General features: G+C 51.4%; 13 protein-coding genes, 1 tRNA gene and 2 pseudogenes. 9 read left to right on the top strand and 7 right to left on the bottom strand.

Annotated elements, in window-relative coordinates; all coding sequences use genetic code 11:
- Nucleotides 1–18 precede the first annotated feature (18 nt).
- Genes PsAD26_RS18930 through PsAD26_RS18915 form a run of 4 tightly spaced genes read right to left on the bottom strand, consistent with a single transcriptional unit; the run spans nucleotide 19 to nucleotide 3,710 of the window.
- Complete coding sequence (locus PsAD26_RS18930; RefSeq protein ID WP_063311674.1) at nucleotides 19–1,149, bottom strand: ABC transporter permease; 1,131 nt, start codon at nucleotides 1,147–1,149, stop codon at nucleotides 19–21.
- Nucleotides 1,146–2,063, bottom strand: coding sequence for an ABC transporter ATP-binding protein (locus PsAD26_RS18925; RefSeq protein ID WP_063311673.1), 918 nt, complete (start codon nucleotides 2,061–2,063; stop codon nucleotides 1,146–1,148). Before PsAD26_RS18925 ends, PsAD26_RS18930 begins: the two co-directional genes overlap by 4 nt.
- Nucleotides 2,060–3,010 carry an HlyD family efflux transporter periplasmic adaptor subunit gene (locus PsAD26_RS18920; protein ID WP_208985760.1) on the bottom strand — a complete coding sequence of 317 codons (951 nt, stop codon included), beginning with the start codon at nucleotides 3,008–3,010 and terminating at the stop codon, nucleotides 2,060–2,062. The genes PsAD26_RS18925 and PsAD26_RS18920 overlap by 4 nt, the downstream gene beginning before the upstream one ends.
- Nucleotides 3,003–3,710, bottom strand: a complete 708-nt coding sequence (locus PsAD26_RS18915; RefSeq protein WP_063311672.1) for a CerR family C-terminal domain-containing protein — start codon at nucleotides 3,708–3,710, stop codon at nucleotides 3,003–3,005. The genes PsAD26_RS18920 and PsAD26_RS18915 overlap by 8 nt, the downstream gene beginning before the upstream one ends.
- Nucleotides 3,711–3,920: 210 nt before the next feature.
- On the opposite strand from PsAD26_RS18915, the gene PsAD26_RS18910 reads away from it, so the two are divergent.
- The 3 genes from PsAD26_RS18910 (at nucleotide 3,921) to PsAD26_RS18900 (ending at nucleotide 5,347) form a co-directional block, all read left to right on the top strand.
- A tRNA-Ser gene (locus PsAD26_RS18910) sits at nucleotides 3,921–4,010 on the top strand.
- A 143-nt stretch (nucleotides 4,011–4,153) separates the two neighbouring features.
- Nucleotides 4,154–4,564, top strand: coding sequence for a DUF6538 domain-containing protein (locus PsAD26_RS18905; protein ID WP_063311671.1), 411 nt, complete (start codon nucleotides 4,154–4,156; stop codon nucleotides 4,562–4,564).
- 150 nt (nucleotides 4,565–4,714) lie between these two features.
- The gene (locus tag PsAD26_RS18900; RefSeq protein ID WP_153041533.1) at nucleotides 4,715–5,347 is read left to right on the top strand and encodes a hypothetical protein; all 633 of its coding nucleotides are present in this window, start codon (nucleotides 4,715–4,717) and stop codon (nucleotides 5,345–5,347) included.
- A 196-nt stretch (nucleotides 5,348–5,543) separates the two neighbouring features.
- Here PsAD26_RS18900 and PsAD26_RS29425 read toward each other — a convergent pair.
- Nucleotides 5,544–5,702: pseudogene (locus PsAD26_RS29425) on the bottom strand (IS6 family transposase); the annotation flags it as partial.
- Nucleotides 5,703–5,989: 287 nt separating this feature from the next.
- Between PsAD26_RS29425 and PsAD26_RS18895 the strand changes: the two are divergent.
- The 5 genes and pseudogenes from PsAD26_RS18895 to PsAD26_RS18870 all read left to right on the top strand — a co-directional run bounded on the left by PsAD26_RS18895 (nucleotide 5,990) and on the right by PsAD26_RS18870 (nucleotide 17,802).
- Entirely contained in the window at nucleotides 5,990–8,425 is a 2,436-nt protein-coding gene (locus tag PsAD26_RS18895) for a hypothetical protein (RefSeq protein ID WP_063311669.1), read from the top strand.
- A 500-nt stretch (nucleotides 8,426–8,925) separates the two neighbouring features.
- A pseudogene (locus PsAD26_RS28975) lies at nucleotides 8,926–9,537 on the top strand (tyrosine-type recombinase/integrase).
- 196 nt (nucleotides 9,538–9,733) lie between these two features.
- Nucleotides 9,734–10,423 carry a Crp/Fnr family transcriptional regulator gene (locus tag PsAD26_RS18880; protein ID WP_063311666.1) on the top strand — a complete coding sequence of 230 codons (690 nt, stop codon included), beginning with the start codon at nucleotides 9,734–9,736 and terminating at the stop codon, nucleotides 10,421–10,423.
- 403 nt (nucleotides 10,424–10,826) lie between these two features.
- A complete protein-coding gene (locus PsAD26_RS18875; RefSeq protein ID WP_193758311.1) occupies nucleotides 10,827–16,490 on the top strand; it encodes an autotransporter domain-containing protein in 5,664 nt (1,887 codons plus the stop codon).
- Between the two features lie 268 nt (nucleotides 16,491–16,758).
- Complete coding sequence (locus PsAD26_RS18870) at nucleotides 16,759–17,802, top strand: IS110 family transposase (RefSeq protein WP_063311664.1); 1,044 nt, start codon at nucleotides 16,759–16,761, stop codon at nucleotides 17,800–17,802.
- Nucleotides 17,803–18,297: 495 nt separating this feature from the next.
- Here PsAD26_RS18870 and PsAD26_RS18865 read toward each other — a convergent pair whose 3' ends face one another.
- Both PsAD26_RS18865 and PsAD26_RS18860 read right to left on the bottom strand, forming a co-directional pair.
- Entirely contained in the window at nucleotides 18,298–18,996 is a 699-nt protein-coding gene (locus PsAD26_RS18865) for a GntR family transcriptional regulator (protein ID WP_244278272.1), read from the bottom strand.
- 103 nt (nucleotides 18,997–19,099) lie between these two features.
- A complete protein-coding gene (locus PsAD26_RS18860) occupies nucleotides 19,100–20,284 on the bottom strand; it encodes a M24 family metallopeptidase (protein ID WP_063311663.1) in 1,185 nt (394 codons plus the stop codon).
- Between the two features lie 307 nt (nucleotides 20,285–20,591).
- Here PsAD26_RS18860 and dctP point away from each other — a divergent pair, with 307 nt between their 5' ends.
- Nucleotides 20,592–21,611 (top strand): TRAP transporter substrate-binding protein DctP, encoded by a 1,020-nt coding sequence (gene dctP, locus PsAD26_RS18855; RefSeq protein WP_057464136.1) that lies wholly within the window; start codon nucleotides 20,592–20,594, stop codon nucleotides 21,609–21,611.
- Nucleotides 21,612–21,645 lie beyond the last annotated feature (34 nt).

The following is a 21,645-nucleotide window of genomic DNA, read 5'->3' as shown; positions in this document are numbered from 1 at the left end:
TTTTCTTGCGGGCAGTTGTTAGTCCAGTGTCCTCTTGAACCTCTTGAGAGCCAACATCAGGAGCAGGCCGACGAACAGGAAGAGGGTGTAAACGCTTGCAGATACCTCGCTCCATTCTGCGCCTTTCAGCAAGATCGCCCGTACAACGCGTAGGAAATGAGTGAGTGGGAAGATCTCGCCCAGCGTTTGCGCCCATTCCGGCATGCCCGCGTAGGGGAACATGAAGCCGGAAAGTAGCAGTGACGGCAGAAAGAAGAAGAACGTCATCTGCATGGCCTGCATTTGCGTGCGGGCGACTGTTGAGATGAAGTAACCCAGCAGAACCAATGTCAGCACAAAAACCAGTATGGCACCGATGAGTAGCAGCAGCCCGCCTTCAAACGGGATGTTGAAGAGCAGGCGGCCTGCACTCAACACTACGGCGACCTGAACCGCCCCCACGCCCAGATAGGGCAGGACTTTGCCGCACATGATCTCGAAAGGAGATGCGGGCATGGCCAGAAGGTTTTCCATGGTGCCGCGTTCTGTTTCTCGCGTCAGCGCGATGCTAGTCATCATCACCAGTGTCAGCTGAAGAATGACGCCCAGCAGGCCGGGGACGATGTTGTACTGGGTGATGCCTTCCGGATTGTATTTGCGATGAATGATGGTGCTGGACTTCAAAAGATCCTGCTTCAGGCTTGGGTTCTTTTGTTTGATGGATGCAACGGCTTTTTCGATGATTGCCGGGGCAGAGGCGACCGCAGCGCCGGACGCTGCCGGGTCTGTGGCGTCTGCTTCAATCAGTGCGTTGGGCGTTCCTGCTTCTGCCTGCTTGGCGAAATCGCTCGGGAAGGTCACCACAAACGTGACTTTACCATGCCGAAGCAGGCTGCGGGCTTCTGACGGTGAGACATTCACATCAATGAACTTGAAGTACTGAGAGTTTTCAAGGGCTGTGACGGCAGCGCGAGAGTATGGATCATTTGCCATTGAGACCAGAGCCGTGGGGAGGCCGCGCGGGTCATTGTTGATTGCGTATCCAAACAGCACGAGCTGAAGCAGGGGAATGCCGAGCATCATGGCAAAGGTGATGCGGTCGCGGCGCATCTGGATGAACTCTTTGATGAGCATGGCAAAGAGCCGCTGAAGGGAGAATACTCTGCTCATTGCATATTGTCCGTGCTGTCACTCATGAACTTGATGAAGACATCCTCCAGATTGGTTTCTGATTGTTCTGTCCGGATGTCTTCGTGTTGCTCCAGTGGTTTGAGCGCGCGTTTCAATGCCTGAAGGTCTGTTCCTGTCACGTGCAATGAGTTGCCGAACGGTGCGACCTGCTGCACGCCTTTGTTTTCCTGAAGCTGAGGAATGAAACGCTCAAGGTTGGGGCCGGTGAGTGTGTATGTGTACAGTCCTGCATCTGCGATAACGTCGCTCAAGGAACCATCTGCCAGCAGTTCGCCATATGAGATGTAGGTGATGCGATGACAGCGCTCGGCCTCGTCCATGTAGTGGGTGGAGACAAGAACGGTCATGCCATCAGCTGCAAGGTGGTGGATCTCCTCCCAAAAATCACGGCGGGCTTTGGGGTCCACACCAGCGGTGGGTTCATCCAGCAGCAGAAGCTTGGGCTTGTGCATGGTGCAGGCCGCCAGAGCGAGGCGTTGTTTCCATCCACCTGACAGTTCGCCTGCCAATTGATTGCGGCGGGATAAGAGGCCGAGCTTTTCCAGCGTCGCGGTGGTGTGCTTTTTGACGGGTGTGAGGTTGTAAAGCCGTGCGACGAAGCTCAGGTTCTCTTCAATGGTGAGGTCTTCGTAGAACGAGAATTTCTGCGTCATGTAGCCGACCTGGCTTTTGATCAGCAGACGGTCCTTGATCAGATCATACCCAAGCACCTGTCCGTTGCCTTCGTCTGGCTTGAGAAGGCCACACATCATCCGGATGCTGGTGGTTTTGCCTGAGCCATTGGGACCAAGGAAGCCGACAATCTCACCCGGATTGACTTTGAGCGAGACATTGTTGACGACCAGCTTGTCGCCAAAGCGTTTGGTCAGGCCTTTGACTTCAATTGCGTTCATTGCAAGCTGTCCAGATCAACGTCAAAAATTTGACCGGGTCTCAATGGGGAGTGCTTTGTGATGGGTTTTGCCTGCACTTCATAAACCAGCTGCTCGCGTGTCTCCAAAGAGTAGATGACGGGCGGGGTGAACTCCGGGCCCTCTGCAATGTGGGTGATCTGCAGGGCTTGCAGGGTAGTGCAGCCGGAGCATCTGGCGTTGAATTTGGTGCCAACTTCAAGCTGGCCATATTGCTCTTCCGGTACAAAGAAATGAAGCTTGATGGAGTTGACGGGTAACAGGCTGGCAACCGGCGCTGTGGGGCCTGCCATTTCACCGGAGTGCAGGAACACGTCCGTGACCTTGGCATCTTCCGGCGCGTAGATCTTGCGCTTCTCAAGTAGCCATTCAGCCAGGTCAACTTTCGCCCTTGCCATTTCATAGAGGCTCTCGGCTGCTGCGATCTGGTCTTCACGTGCCGGAAGTTTGGCAACGGAGAGCTCGGCCTGCAGTTCAGTTATGCGAGCCTGTGAAACGAGCAGTGCGGTCTCTGCTTCATCAAACTGTGCCTGAGAGATGACTTTGCGCCCAAGAAGACCTTGATATCTGTCGTAGACGTTTTGCGAATGTTTGGCTTGCGCCTGTGCGGAGCGCAGGGTTGCGTTTAAAACGTCGATCTCCTCAGGGCGCTTGCCAAGCTTGAGGTCATTGAGTGATGCGAGTGTCTGCTGCAATTGTGCTTTGGCTTCGGCGAGCTTCATGTTGGCGTCGGAGGATTCCAGTACGGCGATGAGCTGGCCTTTCTTGACCCGCTCACCTTCTTCTACCTGCACATCCGCAATTTCTGAGAGTTCCACCGGGGCCAGCTTGAGGTAGTCGCCTTCAACATAGCCAGCAGTCAGGTTCTGCTCTGGTGCGCAAAAGGCGATCCAGCTTGCAACGAGAGGAAGAGCGCAGACATTAAGCATCGTTCGAGCCTTTCGACAGCTCATCTAACAGAGCGTTAATTGAGCGGTGGAGGATGGATTTGATCTGTGCCAGCTCATCCGGACCGACGGCTTGCCAGCCCATGCGCTTGAGCACCAGCGGACGGGCCAGACGGATGTAAAGCAACTGGCCGATCATGGCGAAGATTGCGAGCTTCAGTTCATCAGAGGCGACAGGCTGGCCAGTTGCGCGGCTGAAGAGCACGGTGACACGGTCCATCAGCGGCTCAAAGATCAAGTGGTACAGTGTGTCCACTTCCTCTGGTGAGTGCAACACCTCCTTGAGCATAAAACCAATCACCAGTTCAGCGCGCTTGTTTGTCTGGGTGAAGGTGATCATGCGGTCGATCATCTCCAGAATCTTAGTGCGTGCGTCTTCAGGCGACAGATGCTCGATGTCAGAGAGCTTTCTGTTCAGCACAACGGACATCACATCGCCAATCGACATGGCAATGAAGTTGATGCATGCCCGCTTCAACCCGGCCTTGCCATCGAAGTGATAGGCAATGGAAGCAATGTTGGCCTTCGCTGTTTGCGCGATAGAGCGCGTGGACGTGCCGGCATATCCCTCATGACCGAAGTGGTAGAGCGCAGATTCAATAAGGTCGCGTTTTGTTTTGGCCGATGGGGTGTCAGATGCCAGAATTTCACGCAGTTCATTTGGGGTAGGGGAGTTTGTCATGATGGCACCTATTTTCAATCAATCGTTTGATTGAAAATCTACGCCTGTTTCAGAATTTTGTAAAGTGCGCATCCAGAAATTCGTATTGATGGGAAATTGGGGGTGAGATTGGGACTTTTGTAGTTTCTACACAGGGTATTTTCTATTTCCACAGCTACAGTTGCTACTTGCTCTTGAATTTCAGGTGGTTCGTGGTATCTACCCGCTCATGGACACGTGGCCGAGTGGTCGAAGGCGCTCCCCTGCTAAGGGAGTAGGCCCGGAAGGGTCTCGAGGGTTCGAATCCCTCCGTGTCCGCCATCTTCCCTTTTTGAAAATATGAATAGCTACGCTTAATCAGTAGGTTAAAGCGTCTTGCGCAAAGTGATTTAACGCTGGCGGACTGAGCTACATTACATTCTTCATAACAAATTACATAACACTGCATGTAGGATGGGTAGAATATGGCTTATACGATCAGTCGTGGAATGTACTATTTTGTGAAGCGTGTTCCTAAAAGATATGCCTCTGTCCATCCGCGCTCACGCATCCAGCTCTCCCTCAAAACTCAAAGCCCTGATGTGGCACAAAAGAAGTCTCTCATTATTGAGGAGAGGCTTGTCGCGGACTGGGAGGCTTTGCTTGCAGAAGATCATGAAGGGGCAAAAGCTCATTATGAGGCTGCAGTCAATTTTGCAGAAGTGCAGGGGTATACCTACCTGTCATTGGAAGAGGTTGTTGCAGAACCTCTGGGTGGTCTGCTCAATCGTATTGAGGTGATCCCGGAGGGTGAGCAATCCAAAACAGTTTCTGTTCTTGCGTATGGATTGTTAGGCGGAGCAGATAAGCCGATCCTGAAGGTCTCTAGGCTTTAAGAGGATTGTCTGGATCTCACGCCAGATCTGCTCCTGGGAAAGAGTGATGATCAAGTTCGCAAATGAAAGAACTCCAGACAAAAAGCCATCAATAAATTGATCACTGTCGTAAGTGATAAAAATGTCCACGAGTTAACTTGTGATGGTGGATTGAAGCTTCGTGAGTGGTGGATGGAATGTGTTGTCGATGAAAGAAAGAAGCCCAGCGCCGCGAACAAGGACTTCACGCACCTCTCAAAAATTTTTTCGACCTGGCGAGATCTAAAGCAGGAGCAGTTGGCTAACCCGTTTCTTCAGCTCAGACTTGCACAGAACGATTTGCAGGATCATAGGCCGTCGTTCTCACGTGATTGGATTAAGACCGTTCTGCTGGCTCCAGATGCCTTTGGTGTGACCAATGAGGAGGCTATGCTGGTGTTCAGGCTCCTGATCAAAGCAAGGCTTCGGCCTTCCGAGCTGCTGGGTGTGAAGTTAGAGCACTTTGTTCTGGAACATGAAGTGCCTCACATCTGCGTTGAGGAGTACAGCGACGGGGTGATTAAGCGCAAACTGAAGACCAAATGGTCAGAGCGAGAAATTCCACTTTTCGGCGTTTTGCTGGATGCAGCTAAGCGGATCGTCACAATGGGCGGAGTTCAGGCTTACCACCTGAAGGCAGATCGCTGGGGTGCCCTGAGCAACAAGGTAATGGTCGAGTGCAAACTGAAAGAAACAGAACGCCCCCCGTACTCACTGCGACACTCTTTTGAGGAGAGCATGCTGGAATCAGGAGTTGACCATTAGCTGCCGTTCACATGGCTTAAAGCCCGTCTAAACTTTGGCCAGTGTTCAACTACAGGTCACTTTCATACCTTCAATCTTGAACATCAACTACTGGATGTTCTCTCTGAGTGTCTTTTGGTGCCACTCGGCACCTATCCAGGGATCGTTTGAGGTTAGGGGTAGAATAGTACGCTAAGGATAGCCCTTCAGGGCTATCCTAATAGATTTTATCACTCTGAAGATGGTTTTCGAGCATAGTCATGGCTTCAGATCGAGCACTGGGGCAAATTCCAAAGGCCTGCTCAATGAGGCGGGCTTCACCCAGAACATCCTTCGAGAAGTTGAAGGCACCAGCCTGACCTTTGCGCAGAGTCCTATGCTCTGTGAGGGAAGGGCCTTGTCAACAGTGCCTAGAGCTTTTCAGTCTCCTTGATCAATCTGTAAGGCGATGAACCTAAAGCGAGAATGCCGACCTATAGCGAAAACATATAGGCGACAAAACAATCTTGGGTTGTGCCACTTTCCAGCGAAAATATACTCCCGCTGACCAGCGCCTCGAGCACAGCACCTGTTATCGTAAGCGATGATAGCAACGTGTCATGGCTCTTAGCCAATTAACGAAATTATTTCGATGGCGGCGCATTAACGTTAGGGAGAAAGCCTTTGCAAAAAGATCACCGCATTCGCTTAGAAATCACCAATAACAGCCCATCCATTTTCACTTTTGAGCAAGCTCACTTAGAATATGGTCAACTCGCAGATGATAGCGAGTGGCCAAAAGAAATAGCTCCCGATGGTGGTCGCGCAACCGTCGAGTGTGATGAGGCAGAATTGTCCGTCGCAGGGTGCGCTGGCTGGGTAAAATATAAATCTGAGTCGCCTGAAAACCCCATCAGCATCTATTTCACATTCGCCAATCCGATTGGGAACGTGAACAAAATCGATGTCGGCACTAGCGATCAGATATACGAAGCTATGACTTCTCAGTTACTGCCGGTGCAGAGAATTTTCCCAACCAAAGGCTCCGAGGGACACTATTGGACGGTGGATGCGCGCAGCACAAATGGAAAAACCAACGACGCCAGATTTGTGATTGAAAGCGGTGATGCGACGGAAATTATTCCGGAAAACCCACAGCTGGTAAATGCAGCAGCGACTTTTGACAGTGTCAATGCAAACTCTGGTGGGACTGGTTACTATTTTACCATCCACCCTTCGATCTACTCACATTTTAAAGGAGTTGGTGCTTTTGGCTCAAAGTTAGTCTTCACGCACACAAACGTGATGACTGACGACCAGCAAGGCATGTACATGATTGGAAATAAAATTCCAAAAAAATATGGAGGCAGTGACATAATTCAAGCAACTTATAACACCGAACATGATCCCGCTTGGGGTCATCCAGGAGGTGTTCAAGTCTGCGGTAGCTATATGGCACTTACACTCGAGAAAAGTGACAAACATAACACCTGCTCGGAAGTGCAAATCTACGATGTGCGCCCCACGGCAAAAAACAAACCGATGAAACTTCTGACCACGATCCCGAGGGAAGATAGCGGGGTAAATGGCGCAGGGATGACGAAAGAAAAGTCAGTAGGTGAAGAAAAAGGGAAATACATTGTCATTGCAGGGGATAGCCCAGGGCTAAGTGTTTATCGATCCCAAACTACTGACATTAGTGCGCAAACCCAGTTCGACCTCATTCAGTTGATTTCAAAGAAAGATCTCCCTGACACATTTAGTTCGGAGGGTGGTTTCGCCCTCGCGACACAGGAAGATGGACAGCTTTTTATTTTCACAATGCACGGCACCGATAGAAGTTTTGGTTTGTATCGGCTCCAAATTCAAGGGGATCATAGTGCAAGTGTAACGGAAGTTCGTGCTCCAATACTATTGGATACTGGAGCCTCCTCGTCAGTTGATGCGGAAACAAGATACGACGATACATCAACCGCAATCAGCTTAGCTGATATCAAGGCGCGCTATAAGCCAGATACAGATATGATGTGGCCATCAGAACTTGGTGCCAATTTTCGATGGGGGAAAGGTCTTCAGATAACGTCACCTACCAGTATCGAGATTTTTGCAACCTCCAGGAGTGCGCTAGCTGGAACGTTTTCAATCGCGACTTGGAAAGCGTATACAGCTATTGACGCTGTCTGGTGGCCTAGCATTTATTACACTACAGGCTCCTCGGTGGCGATCGCTACAGATTACATCTCAGGCTGCCTGGAAATGAACCGTGGCTCTGGTGGAAATAGCAACAAACTTTACTACCGCGTAGGAAGGGCGCATTTCTCCGGCAATCGTATCGACTTTGGAAACGGTATATATTTTACAAGCAGCTCCGACTTTGCCGTATCTATGGACAATAAAGACCACTGTATCTGTGTGCATAGGGAAAGTGGGAGTGGCAATAAACTATATTATGCCGTTGGACTTGCGGATATAGGTGCCAGGACAGTCAATTGGGGCAATAATCAAAATTACACCACCGGGACCAAGGTCGCAGTCGCCATGGATAATCATGGTAACTGCGTTGAGCTACACACCGGTAGCGGCGACGACAAAGACAATCTCTACTACATGGTTGGGATCGTTAACTCCACTGCAAAGACAATACATTGGGGAGATAGCGACAAGTATGACACGGGCGCTGACATTGCCATCGCAATGGATGATCATGGTAATTGCGTAGAGACACATAGAGGCAACCCGGCTTCTGGTAACGACGATAAACTTTACTACCGCGTTGGCAGAATAGACTTCAGCAAAAAGACCATAAGTTGGGGTGATAGTATCCAATACGATTCAGGCTCAGATCACTCAGTAGCGATGGACAATAGTGGTAATTGTGTGGAGATTCATCGAGGTTGCGGTAGCAGCGCTGACCTATACTACCGCACTGGAAAAATACAATTTGAGAAAAAAAAGATAGACTGGAGTGAAAGTAAGAAATACGACCATGGCTCCAATCTTGCTGTAACCATGGATAATAATGGCCACTTTATAGAAGTGCATCGGCATTCGGAAGGTGGCGATGACAGCAATAAGTTATACTACAAAATTGGTTTGCCGGATCTGGACCCCGCTGACTAAGCTCTTCCCTTGCAAAGCACAGCGTACTTCAAGCTCCCCGTAGTGACGGGGAGTTTGGTATATGCGCAGCGATTTGTATGATCGGGAATGGTCATAGAGAAGCCGGAGCCCAGTGAGCGTGGCGGAGGTGCCGTCCAGTATAAGAGAACTGGCGCTTCATCAATGGTATATTGTCTGTCTTGGGGATAGGTTACCCTTGGCGGGATATGCATGAACGCTACCGTAAATGCCTTAGGTTGGGGCTACTTCAATCCCCGATGGAAATGCTCCAATGTCTCCAAATGGCCTGATATCAAAGCGATATCACTCATCAATAAACTTTACCGAAAACTATACTACACATATTCTGGTCCTCTGAGTAACGCTTGGCAAGCAAACTAGTAGTTCGTTGTTCTTACCAATTTAGACCTCAATACCGTCTTCTGTACGCTGTAAGATTAGCTAGATGTGGTGGTTGAGGGTGGTTTGGAGGAGCTGTCATGACCATATCAAACCTTCCTATGATCAGACCAGTAAAACCAGCCTGGAATCGTGGCAGGATTGTCGGGCAAAAGCGCCCTTTGCTACCAAAACACGTTTGGGCCATTCGTGTTCGCCTTGAACTTGCAGGCAAAGTACGTGAGCTAGCTTTGTTCAATACGGCAATCGATAGCAAACTCAGAGGGTGTAACCTTGTACGTCTTAAGGTTGTCGATGTTTTTACTGCAGGGCGAGTTTAAGAGTGCACTTCAATAATTCAGAGTAAGACCGGTAAGCCTGTTCAGTTTGAACTCATGGAAGGAACCAGATCAGCCTTGTCAAAATGGATAGACAGTCCAGAAATGATTGGGTCAGAGTACCTGTGGCCAGGCCGGTTTCATGATAGGCCGCACATTTCGACGCGACAATATGGCCGAATGCTGAAAGAGTGGGTTTTATCAATCGGGCTAGAACCAAGTTCTTACGGCACACACTCAATGCGCAGAACTAAAGTAGCGCAGATCTACAAGAAGACAGGTAATCTTCGAGCCGTGCAGCTTCTTCTTGGCCACACAAAGATGGACAGTACTGTCAGATACTTAGGTATAGACCTTAAAGATGCACTTTCGTTGTCAGAGAAAATCGACATTTAGCAATCAAGGAGCTGGTAGGGAGCAGCTCCGCACTCTTCAGTTGTCAGCATGACCAATTGTAGATATTCGTGGCTATCGCTAACTGCGGTCACAATTGAGACACTGCACCTAACAGTATGGTGTGTTGACAACAAGGGCGGTGTTCAGGATACGTGATGAAGTGTATGCCCTCAACGCTTTTTAAGGAACCTTGGCCATGACAGGATTGCTGGATCACGGGAGCCTCAAGTTCCTTGACCTGCTCAGCCCAAAGGTCGAGGCCGCTTTTGCAGCTGTCGAGCAGCGCCACACCTATCAGGACGGCCGCACGATCTTCTCGACCGGTGATGATGGTGATCGCCTGCTCATTGTGCGTTCAGGGGCAGTTAGAATGGGGCGTTTCAGCCCCAGTGGCCGAGAAACAATTCTTGCAGTGCTTGGTGAGGGCCATTTCATTGGCATCATAGGCGTGCTGACCGGCCGCAAGCGGACGCAAAATGCTACAGCAGTTGGTAAAACGACAATTGGCTATGTTCACAAAGCTGACTTTCTGACGCTAATGGACGCCCATCCCGAAATCGCCCGCGCAGCTTTGCCAGCGACGTTAAGCCGTTTGAATGTGGCGCTGAACATGCTTGACGATCTGCGTTTGCTGCCTTTGCCTGCTTATACAGCGGTGTTTTTACAGAACATGCTCGAAGCTTCAGAAGTGCCAGGGATGCTCAACTGGAACCAGTCTGATTTGGCTATTGCTGTGGGCACCTCACGTGTTTCTATGGGTAAAGCGCTCAAACAGCTGGAAAACAATGGCCTGATCGTACTGAAGTATGGCGCAATTGCCGTGCCGGATGAGCAAGCCCTGTCAGACTGGATTGATGCCGCCAGAGCCGAGCATTTGTCTCTCTGAGGTCTAACCGCTCATGCCGTGTGCACAAATCTGAGTAAATAGCCAGATTGCTAAGTTCTTAGCATTCTTTGCGCTGCCGACTACGTACAATCCCTCTGTATTTTTATCCCATTGATATTCAAGTGTCAGCATTTTGAGTGCTGCCGCCGGTATCGGCGTGCCGTCTTGCGAATGATTGGGAAGAAAGATCTGTAGCGACTTAGCTTAGGGGCGTTTAACTGACGATCGTTCCTGAGCAGGTCACCGATAAGTTCCGCGTCATTTCACGTCAAAACGATCAGGTTTTGAAGTGAGATGGGTACATCAAAGATTTTGAACCAAGAGTTCCGATAACCATATGACTACGCCCCCTTCAAAAGCATGTTTTGAGCACTTTCTGGACCATCTGCGGTGCGGTGGGCGCATGACCAAAGTGGCCGGCACTACAGCAAGTCGAGCGCCCTATCTTGCGGCAGGGCTAATTGTATCAGGACCTTTGATGTTGTCCGTAGCAACCGATGCCTTTGGGCAGACTTGGGAAGGTAACCACTCGACCGACTGGTTTGCTGAGGATAACTGGTCTAACGATATTATCCCGAATGGGGCACGAAGTGTTTACATCGATACCACAGCACCCAATCCGACCACTGTAACGGATAAAACCACCAACGGAACGGCAAAGGCAAAAAATCTGAGTGTGGGCTACAACGGCGAAGGAACTCTGACAATATCCGATGGCGGCGTTGTGAATAGTAACTACGGCTATATCGGCTATAACAGAGGTTCAACTGGCGCCGTTGAAGTGACCGGCATCGGGTCAACCTGGGTCAATTCGGGCATTGAACTTGCTGTCGGAGAATATGGCAATGGCACACTGACGGTGTCCGATGGCGGCATGGTGAGTAATTGGTACGGCCACATCGGTTATAGCAACGGTTCAACCGGCAGTGTTGAAGTGACAGGCACTGGGTCAACCTGGGTCAATTCGGGCATTCTAGCTGTCGGAGGATCTGGCAATGGCATTCTGACGGTATCCGATGGCGGTACGGTGAATAGTGACTACGGCTATGTTGGCCGTTACAAAGGCTCAACCAGCATTGTTGAGGTGACCGGCACTGGGTCAGCTTGGGGTAATTCGGGCAATCTGAGTGTCGGCCGCGATGGGGGGGGCTCTCTGACGGTGTCTGATGGCGGCACGGTGAGTAACGAATCTGGCTTTATCGGCCGTTACAAAGGCTCAACCGGCATTGTTGAGGTGACCGGCACCGGGGCAACCTGGGACAATTCAGAGAATCTATATGTCGGCCGCGATGGCGATGGTACTCTGACGATTTCAGAGGATGCAACAGTGAGTGTGTCCGGGGTGACCCGGCTGGGTTCTAATTCAACGGGTTCTGGCGTTTTGAACATCGGTTCGGGTAGCGGCGATACGGCTGCTGCGGCCGGTACGCTTGATGCATCCACGGCTGAGTTCGGAGACGGTACCGGGGTAATCAACTTCAACCACACGGATAGTGACTACACGTTCTCCGCAGACATCAGCGGGACTGGCAGTGTCAATCAGCTTTCCGGCACCACGATCCTGACCGGGACCAACACCTATACCGGAGGCACCACAGTGTCGGGGGGCACTTTGGAGCTAAGGGGCGGGTCTGCTTTGTCAGACACCGGTGAGATTAGCATCACCGGCGGGCGATTGCAGGTCACCAACAGCGAAACAGTCGGCGGTACCACGGTTGATGGTGGAATACTCACCATCGAAGCGGGCGAAACCCTGACCACCGGTGCATTCACGTTGGCGGACGGAACAGTTATGGGCGGCACACTCCTGGGCAGCTCATATACAGTCGAAAACGGCAGCATTGCCACCGCGCTTACCGGAACCAGCGCACTGACCAAGACTGGCAGCGGCACCGTGACACTGACAGGGACCAACACTTACACCGGTGACACAATAGTTTCCGGCGGTACGCTGGAGTTGCGCGCCGGGAGTATTTTGACCGATACTGAAACGCTGAGGGTCGGCTATGCCGGCACCGGCGCATTAACCATTGCAGAGGGCAGTGAGGTTAATAGCGAAAATATGTTTATTGGCCGTGTGTCGGGCAGCGTGACAGTGACGGGTTCAGGAGCTTCGTTAAATGTTGCTACTAACTCTATAATTGGCTTGTATGGGACCGGAACGCTGACCATTTCCGATGGTGGCAGGGCTACCAGTGGTCGGGCCAGCGTCATAGGTGGACCTAATGCCACAGGTGCCGTGACTGTGACGGATGGCGGATCCATCTGGGAGGCAGGCTCTCTTTTGGTCGGCCAGTATGGTGCCGGCTCCCTAAAAATAGAGAATGGCGGCAAGGTCACTTCTGGTCTCGCCAACATTGGCTTTGACAGTACCAGCTTCAGTGGGACCAGTTCGGGTATTGTTACAGTGACGGGCGAAGGCTCCGTTTGGGAGAGTCGCGATCGTATTATCATCGGAGATAGTGCGCCCGGGACGCTGACGATCGCGGATGGCGCCATCGTGGATGTAGATGGTGATGTCGTGTTGGCCTTCGGTGCTGTTTCACAAGGCACACTCAATATTGGCGCTGCAGCAGGTGAGATGGCTGTGAAGGCAGGCACCCTTGATACAGAGGAAGTTAGATTTGGTGACGGTACCGGGGTGATCAACTTTAACCACACGGATACTTCTTACGTATTCGCACCAGAGATCAGCGGAGACGGCCGAGTTAACCAACTTTCCGGCACCACGATCCTGACCGGTACCAACACCTATACCGGTGGCACCACTGTTTCAGGAGGAAAGCTGGTTGTTAATGGCACCATTGGTGATGTTACAGTCAACGGCGGTAGCCTTGGCGGGTCAGGCACGATTGGCGGATCAGTGTCCGTTGCAAGCGGAACCATTGCAGCGGGTAACAGTCCGGGTACGCTGACAATTGGCGGTGACCTTAATCTGACCTCCGCATCCGTTCTGGACTTCGAGCTTGGATCTCCTTCCGGCACAGCGGGCGTAGACAGCGACCTCATCGCCGTTGGCGGTGATCTGACGCTGGACGGATCGCTCAACGTTACCGATTCGGGGGGCTTTGACGCCGGGGTGTATAACCTGATCACTTATGGTGGCAGTTTGACCGATAACGGTCTGATGGTGGGCACCGCGCCAATAGGTTTCCTTTACAACGTGCAGACAGCAACAGCCGGACAGGTCAATCTTCTGGTGAACCCGGACCAGCTGAGCTTCTGGAACGGAGCGGTGACAAGTGCTGATGGAGCCGTTCATGGTGGCTCTGGTTCCTGGAGCATGACCGGAACCAACTGGACCGATGCTACCGGCTCAGTAAGTGCACCTTATCAGCCCGACAGCACGCTGATTTTCCAGGGAACACCGGGCACAGTCACCGTGGATAGCGCCGGGGTCTCGGTTTCCAAAGGCATGCAGTTTGCCGCCGATGGCTATACAGTGACTGGCGGCGATTTAGCTCTGAATGCTCGTTATAGTTTTGATAGGATTCCGTTTCGGGTTGGGGATGGAACCAGCACGGGCGCCGGTTTCACCACAACCATTGCTTCCAACCTGACCGGAACTGGCTCACTGGAAAAAACTGGTCTTGGAACACTCGTCCTGACGGGTGACAACACCTACAACGTCGAAACCACTGTTTCAGAAGGAAAGCTGGAGTTCAGGGATGGTGCAACTCTGACCGGCAACCTATTTATTAGCGTTGGTGGCCCTGAAACAGCAGCTCTGACTATTGCCGATGGCAGCGACGTTTCTGCAAGAACTTATACCCTTGTGGCTAAGGACGCAGGTTCTTCTGGAGCTGTAACGGTAACAGGTCCTGATTCACGTTTTCGAGTTGGGGGTGCTTTTAGCATTGGAGGCGATGGAAACGGAACCCTGAGTGTCTTGGAGGGCGGTTTAGTTACCAGCGCTTATGGCGAGATTGGAGATCGTACAGGCTCAACCGGGGCTGTGGAGGTGACTGGCGAAGGGTCACATTGGAAAAACTATTTCGGTTTGAATACAGAAGGTATCAGTCTTTACGTGGGAACTCAGGGAACCGGAACTCTGACCATTGCCGAAAGTGGCCGGGTGACCAGTCAAAAAGGAGTTATCGGTGCGGATACAGATTCTTCGGGAGACGTAGTCGTGACCGGAGATGGGTCTCTTTGGGAAAACAGCCACTATTTGAACATCGGACTGCTCGGAAACGGTACCCTGACGATCTCAGATGGTGGTGTGGTTGATGTGGAAAACAGCGTTCATCTGGGCAGGCTGACAGATTCCAGTGGCACGCTCAACATTGGTGCTGCTGCTGGTGATACCGCGCAGGCCGCTGGGATATTAGATGCCGCAGCGGTTAAATTTGGTGATGGTACCGGGGTGATCAACTTCAACCATACGGATACTGACTACACCTTCTCACACGCGATCTCGGGAGGTGGTACTGTCAATCAACTTGCCGGCACCACGATCCTGACCGGCACCAACACCTATACCGGCGGCACCACTGTTACAGGTGGTGAGCTGGTTGTTAATGGCACCATTGGTGATGTTACAGTCAACGGCGGTAGCCTTGGTGGTTCGGGGACTGTGGGGGCTGTTGCTTTCAATTCAGGTGCTGTGGTTGCACCTGGAAACTCCGTCGGGACTTTGAATGCGACTTCTCTTGTTTTCAATAGTGGCTCAACCTTTGAGGTTGAGTTGAATGATGGGGGCAACGCAGCAGGCATCAACAACGATCTGCTGGCCGCCAGCGGTGCCGTGACAATCAATGGTGGTTCGGTACATGTGAAGCCGGAAAACAGAACCGACGATGGCTCAACCTATGCTGCAAATATGGTCTATACGATTATGAGCGCTGTAGGGGGCGTCTCCGGAACGTTTGATTCATCCACCCCAACAGATGACTTCGCGTTCCTTGATTTTGCTCTGTCATACGATGCGAACAATGTTTATCTCGGTTCCCAAATGGCATCCAGCACGTTCTGCATTTCCGGGATGAGTGCTAATCAGTGCGCTGCGGGTGAAGGTGCGTTCTCACTTGGCAGCGGAGGCTTGTTCAATTCAGTCTTGAACCTGTCCAACTCAGATGCACCAGGAGCACTCGATCAGCTTTCAGGTGAAACCCACGCCTCAATAAAAACAGTGCTGATTGAAGATAGCCGTTTTGCCCGTGAGGCCGCCCTCAGTCGTGTGCGCATTGCAATGGATTCCGTTGCTGCGGATGGACAAGAGCAAGTGGAAAAGCGCGTTGGCGAGAGTTTCGCGTTCTGGGGGCAAAGTTTTGGCTCCTGGGGACGCTGGAGCGGAAACAGCAATGTTGCAGGGCTTGACCGGTCAATCGGCGGTTTCCTTCTGGGTGGAGATGCTCAGATTGGTGAAAATTCCCGCCTTGGCTTTTTCGGTGGCTATGACAACAGCAGTATCGAGGTGAATGGCAGAACGTCCTCTGCGACGGCAGACACGCTGCATCTTGGTGCATATGGTGGCACAGAATTTGGGCCTCTGGGGGTGCGCGCAGGTGGCAGCTATGCATGGCATGATATCGACACGACCCGCTCGGTTGCCTTCACTGGCTTTGCCGAGAGCCTGTCAGGGTCCTACACAGCGCGAACTGCGCAGATCTTTGGTGAAGTGGGGTATCGTTTTGATTATGCAGCGACCAGCCTGGAGCCTTTTGCCAACATATCCTACATCCAGTTGTCCAGCGATGGGTACTCCGAAACCGGTGGCTCTGCTGCGCTGAAGGCTGGTCGCCAGACAATGGACAGCACCTTCACCAGTATCGGGTTGCGTGCAGATGCCCGGGCAAACCTTGGTCAATTCACCGCAAAGCTATCAGCACAAGCTGCCTGGCAGCATGCGTTTGGCGATGTAACACCTGTTGTCAATCATGCCTTTGCCGGAGGCGAGGACTTCTCCGTTGCCGGTATTCCGATTGCCAGAGATGCCCTCCTGCTGAATCTGGGAGCATCGGTGGATCTGGGGCGTAACACAACCTTGGGTCTGGCCTACGATGGCCGGTTTGGTTCCGGCTTCACAGATCAGGGACTCAAAGCAAACATTGCTCTGAAGTTTTGACCGTTCTCCTGCCTGCGCAAAACCACCTACCCAACATAGACCCGCCCGCCACTTGTAAACTGAAGTGGCGGGCAAATGCTTTCCAACTGTCAAAATCCATATGCACCAATCCTGCTATTTTATCCCCGTCTGAGCACGGCCTTCTGCCATCTAGGCTGCCTCAGCTATTGATAGAACCGCACAAATGTCCGGTAATGGGATGGACCGCCTGCTCCCCCAAGGCGCAGGTTCTATAGTGATCCTGTTCTTATCAAACCGGAGCAGTCCCATGACCACAGAACTTCTCTCAGTCGGCATCGACATTGGCAAAGATACATTGCACATCGTTGGGTTCAATGATGATGGTAGCTACGCTTTTCGGAAAAAGATCAAGCGTCTGTCTCTCGTGGCGACGTTCGAGAAGTTGCCGCGCTGTATTGTGGGCATGGAAGCGTGCATGAGTGCGTATTTTGTCAGCCGAACACTGCGCAAATTGGGGTTCGATCCCCGTATCATCGCCGCCAAATACACCAAGCCCTTCGTCAAAGGCCAGAAGAACGATTACAACGATGCTGAAGCTGTGGCCGAGGCCGTGTTGCGGCCCAATTTGAATTACGTGCAGGAAAAGAGCCAGGATCAGCTCGATCTACAAGCCCTGCACCGAGTTCGATCCCGATTGGTCTCGCGTCGTACCGCCACCATCAACCAGATCCGGGCCTTTCTGTTAGAGCAAGGAATTGCGGTGCGCACAGGCAGCAGCAGTTTGAGAAACTCTCTGTTCGCCATTCTCGACAATCGCGGTGATGAGATTTCTCCGCGCATGCACGACATCCTGATCGGCCTTTATGAAGACTGGCTGTGGCTAGACGAACGCATCGATGCGACCAGTACCGAGATCGAACAGATCAGCAAATATGACGTTGGCTGCCAACTGCTGATGAGTATCCCCGGCATCGGACCCATCATCTCCACCGCGCTGGTGGCCGCCATCGGTAACGGATCTGCTTTTGAACGCGGACGAGACCTTGGCGCTTGGTTGGGCCTGGTCCCTCGGCAGTACAGCACAGGAGATAAGCCCACCCTAGGCAAAATATCAAAAGCCGGAAATCGCTATTTACGCACGTTGTTGGTGCAAGCGGCACACGTTTTGATGATGCGACCAAAACTTTGGCAGAACCTAAGCTTCGAAGACTGGCTGGAGCGGGCATCCAAGCGAATGCATAAGAATAAACTGTCCGTCGCCTTGGCCAATAAACCGGCAAGGATCGCCTGGAGCGTATTGTACAATTGCACGGAGTTTGACAACCATACAACTGACATGGAGGCGATCTAACCAGAACCTCCTTAAAAGTTCGCGACAGAGCATGAGCATGGAACGGAAGAAAGAACGCACCCAAAGTCAGAGGGCCAGCATGGTTCTAAGTAACCTGTCCGCTAATTAGACTGTAGGTACGTGCGTATTACCATCAAGGCCACGGCCCGCGTGCCGATAAACAGGTCGGATACATAGTAGCGACTTCAAGGTTTCAAGTAACAACTCTCTTGCGAAATGCAGGCGGTCCATACATAACGGCCCTAAACGCTGGCAGCCGCTACATCATCGCCTTGAAGCTATGCACCACTATGAAGGCCAAAGACGTCACTCATACCCTTCATATGGCACCCGATGTTTATTTCAGGCGGGATAAGCAGATCCTGAAAAAAACGGCAGACGATTAAATGCAAAACTCTTCAATTCCGCCGTTTGCGCTACCACGCACAAGCCGCATAACAGGGCCAAACATTCCGATATTCAAAAACTAATTTTGTCGAACTTCATGCATCCACCCTACTTGTTCTCAACGTTTTGGTAAGAGATCCTCATGCGGGTGAAGCTCATGGAGATGTGGGCTTTTTGGATGAGGGAGACGGCTTTCAGGTCTCCCAGCTTTAAAGCTGTCAGGATGTCATCCATTTCCCGGTTGAAGATGATAACTTCGTCTGTCAAATCGATGACGGATGCAAATAGAGACTTGAGCCAGATGCGGGTTGTCTGCATGTAGAGTCTCTCCGAAATCTCGCGCAAAGGACCGTTATCTGTGAGCTTGAGGATGGTGAGGAAGAAATCCATGATCAGGATCGAGAACTCGCGAGCATTTGGGTTTGTCTGAAGTTCTTTGGCGCGGGCAGTCAAAGCCTCAAACTCAGACAGTATCTCCTCTGTGGGAGGTGCGGGCGACAATTTTCCGCTGAGTTCCGCTAGTTCCATGCGGAGCAGATAGGTTTGCTCCAGCTCCTTGATGTCCACGTCCGTTACAAAGGTACCGACACCGTGAACTGAGCGCAGTAGGCCTTCGCTTTCCAGGCGAACTAGCACCCGGCGCAATGGTGTCCGGCTCACACCGAATTCTTCCGCCAGTTCTGTTTCAGAAAGTCGTTTTCCAGGCGCGTAATCCAACAGGCAGATACGATCCCTAATTTCATCATACATCCGGTCAAACCGGTCGCGTGCGCTGTAGTCTATATTTGCCAGATCCAAGATGTTCACCGATCACTCTTTTCTCGTGTTCTCGTTCTATATACTCATAGTGCCAAGGGCAAAGCTATTGATCCCTTGGCACACTAGTTGTTTGGCCTGACGTGTTTATAAATCAGTCTTTTACGAAGAGTTTGCGCTCAACATTACAAAGAGCTCGGGCCGGGCCTGCTTCGGTGATGAGGATTGTTTCCGTGGTCTCCAGCCCCCAGTCATCCAACCAAAGGCCTGGCATGAAATGAAAGGTCATTCCGGGCAACAAAACTGTTTCATCCGTAGGTCGAAGCGAGAGAGTGCGCTCGCCCCAATCAGGTGGATAGCTCAGACCAATCGGGTAACCGCAGCGTCCTCCACGATCAATGCCGACTTTGGCGAGTGCATTGTTGAGTGCATTGGCTATATCACAGGCACGGTTTCCTGCTCTGGCCGCCTCCAGGCCAGCTTCCAACCCTTCTGTCAGGGCCATTGAGGCGTCGACCATCGATTGTGGAGGTTTGCCAAGAAAGACTGAGCGGCACAGTGGGGCGTGATAACGCCGGTAGCAGCCGGAGAGTTCAAAGAAGGTAATCTCTCCAGTTCGCATTTGGTTGCCGTTCCAGGTCAGATGAGGTGCTGTCGCATCCCTTCCAGATGGAGTCAGAGGCACAATGGCAGGATAGTCTCCCCAGTCATCTCCAACACCAGTAATCCCGGCATGGCTTATATCCGCAACCAGCTCATTCTTCCTCATCCCAGGTTCAGCTTTATCAAGTGCAATCCTGATAATTTTGTCCGAGATGGCTGCTGCTTTTCGAATGAAAACAAGTTCTTCTTCTGATTTAACACCGCGTTGCCAGTTAACCAGCGCCGTTGCATCAACAGGCACTGCATTGGGGAGCTCTGAAAACAAAACCGTATGTGCTTTGGCGGAGTAATAATAGTTTTCCATCTCCACGCCGATACGGGATGTGGAGTAGCCTCTTGCTTCAAGGTGTGATGACAGATCCTCCATAGGATGGCAGGTTGTTGACTGGATGTAGCGATCTGCATAGCCAAGCACATGGTCGTCATCCATCCAAACAGTTCGCAGCGCCCCATTTGCATCCTGGATCCGGCCCCACCACAACGGATCTCCCTCCAGTGGCAGGATTACGCCTTGATGCACGTAAAATGACCAGCCGTCATAGCCCGTCAACCAAGCCTGGTTCGATGGATCAGTCACAAACAAGACCTCAATCCCGGCCTGCATCATGGCACTGCGGGTCTGAGCAATGCGCCGATCGTATTCTGTTTTGCTGAATGGAGCATTTTCTAGGCCCATGTCGCCCTCCCTTGTCAAAATTGTAATTGTACACAACAGCAACTAACGCCAATAAGATCAATCAAAAAAAACAAATTTACCAGCATTAAAATTAGAAAAACATAGCTATTTGGGTAATTTTATTATTGACTATGCCGAAATATCGATCATGTTGTGTACATCAAGTATTTGCACGTAGGTTTGTGGTTGCATAGCAAACCTGCCGACGTGGCAGTTCCTATGAGCAGTCACAGGCATTCACTGGAAACGGCGCGCAAGATGCCGAGTAAAACAGATATTCATCATGATGATTTTGGGGGAGGAATTAATGACAGGTATCTTTAAACGGGCGTTACAATCTTGCGCAGCGGTGGGATTAGTTCTCGCTGCAACCGGAGCGGTGCAGGCTGATACATGGCGATATGCTTTTGAAGAAGCCATGACTGATGTTCAGGGCGTGTATGCTCAAAAGTTCAAAGCAGAAATTGAAGCAAACTCTGATCATGAAATCCAGCTGTTCCCTTATGGAACGCTTGGTGAGTCTGCTGATATCATGGAACAGACACAAGATGGCATCTTGCAGTTTGTTGATCAGTCTCCGGGCTTCACCGGGGCTTTGATACCGGAAGCACAAGTGTTCTTTGTGCCTTATCTCCTTCCTACAGATCAAAAGCATCTCGCTCGCTTCTACCGGGAAAGCAAGGCGATCAATGACATGTTCAAGCCGCTCTATGCTGAAAAAGGCCTTGAACTGCTGAACATGTTCCCCGAGGGCGAGGTGGCAATGACCACCAAGAAGCCGGTGAAAACATGTGCTGATCTGAATGAAGTCAAGTTTCGCGTAATGACCAACCCACTGCTGGTTGAGAGCTATCGTGCATTTGGTGCGAGCCCGACACCACTGCCATGGGGCGAGGTTTATGGTGGGTTGCAAACCAACCTTATTCAGGGGCAGGAGAACCCGACTTTCTTCCTCTATTCAACCAAGATCTATGAGGTCACCGATTACATCACATATGCGGGACACAACAATTTCACCACCGCGGTGATGGCAAACAAAGATTTCTTTGATGGCTTAAGCGCAGAAGATAAGGACCTTGTGGAAAAGGCAGCAGCTGCTGCGTACGACCATACCGTCGTCTATCAGCAACAAGCCGCTGAAACTGAGCTTGCTAAGATCATGGAAGCCAAGCCAGAGATGAAAGTCACTGTTCTGACCGAAGATGAGCGTGGATGTTTCAAGGCAGCCGCGGCTGAGGTTGAAAAGACCTTCATCGAGATGACAGGTGATAGCGGCGCTGCAATCATTGCACAGATGAAAGCCGATCTGGCCGCGACTGCAGACTAACAGCCAGTTGTTATCGCGCAAAATATGTAGGGCG

Source organism: Pseudovibrio sp. Ad26, from assembly GCF_001623285.1.
GTDB lineage: Bacteria > Pseudomonadota > Alphaproteobacteria > Rhizobiales > Stappiaceae > Pseudovibrio > Pseudovibrio ascidiaceicola.
Note: the sequence above shows the minus strand (reverse complement) of the source record. Positions and strands in the feature narration are given on the sequence as shown.

Coding starts and splice junctions, on each gene's coding strand:
- PsAD26_RS18930 (WP_063311674.1), bottom strand. CDS start 1,149: ATGAGCAGAGTATTCTCCCTTCAGCGGCTCTTTGCCATGCTCATCAAA.
- PsAD26_RS18925 (WP_063311673.1), bottom strand. CDS start 2,063: ATGAACGCAATTGAAGTCAAAGGCCTGACCAAACGCTTTGGCGACAAG.
- PsAD26_RS18920 (WP_208985760.1), bottom strand. CDS start 3,010: ATGCTTAATGTCTGCGCTCTTCCTCTCGTTGCAAGCTGGATCGCCTTT.
- PsAD26_RS18915 (WP_063311672.1), bottom strand. CDS start 3,710: ATGACAAACTCCCCTACCCCAAATGAACTGCGTGAAATTCTGGCATCT.
- PsAD26_RS18905 (WP_063311671.1), top strand. CDS start 4,154: ATGGCTTATACGATCAGTCGTGGAATGTACTATTTTGTGAAGCGTGTT.
- PsAD26_RS18880 (WP_063311666.1), top strand. CDS start 9,734: ATGACAGGATTGCTGGATCACGGGAGCCTCAAGTTCCTTGACCTGCTC.
- PsAD26_RS18875 (WP_193758311.1), top strand. CDS start 10,827: ATGACCAAAGTGGCCGGCACTACAGCAAGTCGAGCGCCCTATCTTGCG.
- PsAD26_RS18870 (WP_063311664.1), top strand. CDS start 16,759: ATGACCACAGAACTTCTCTCAGTCGGCATCGACATTGGCAAAGATACA.
- PsAD26_RS18860 (WP_063311663.1), bottom strand. CDS start 20,284: ATGGGCCTAGAAAATGCTCCATTCAGCAAAACAGAATACGATCGGCGC.
- dctP (WP_057464136.1), top strand. CDS start 20,592: ATGACAGGTATCTTTAAACGGGCGTTACAATCTTGCGCAGCGGTGGGA.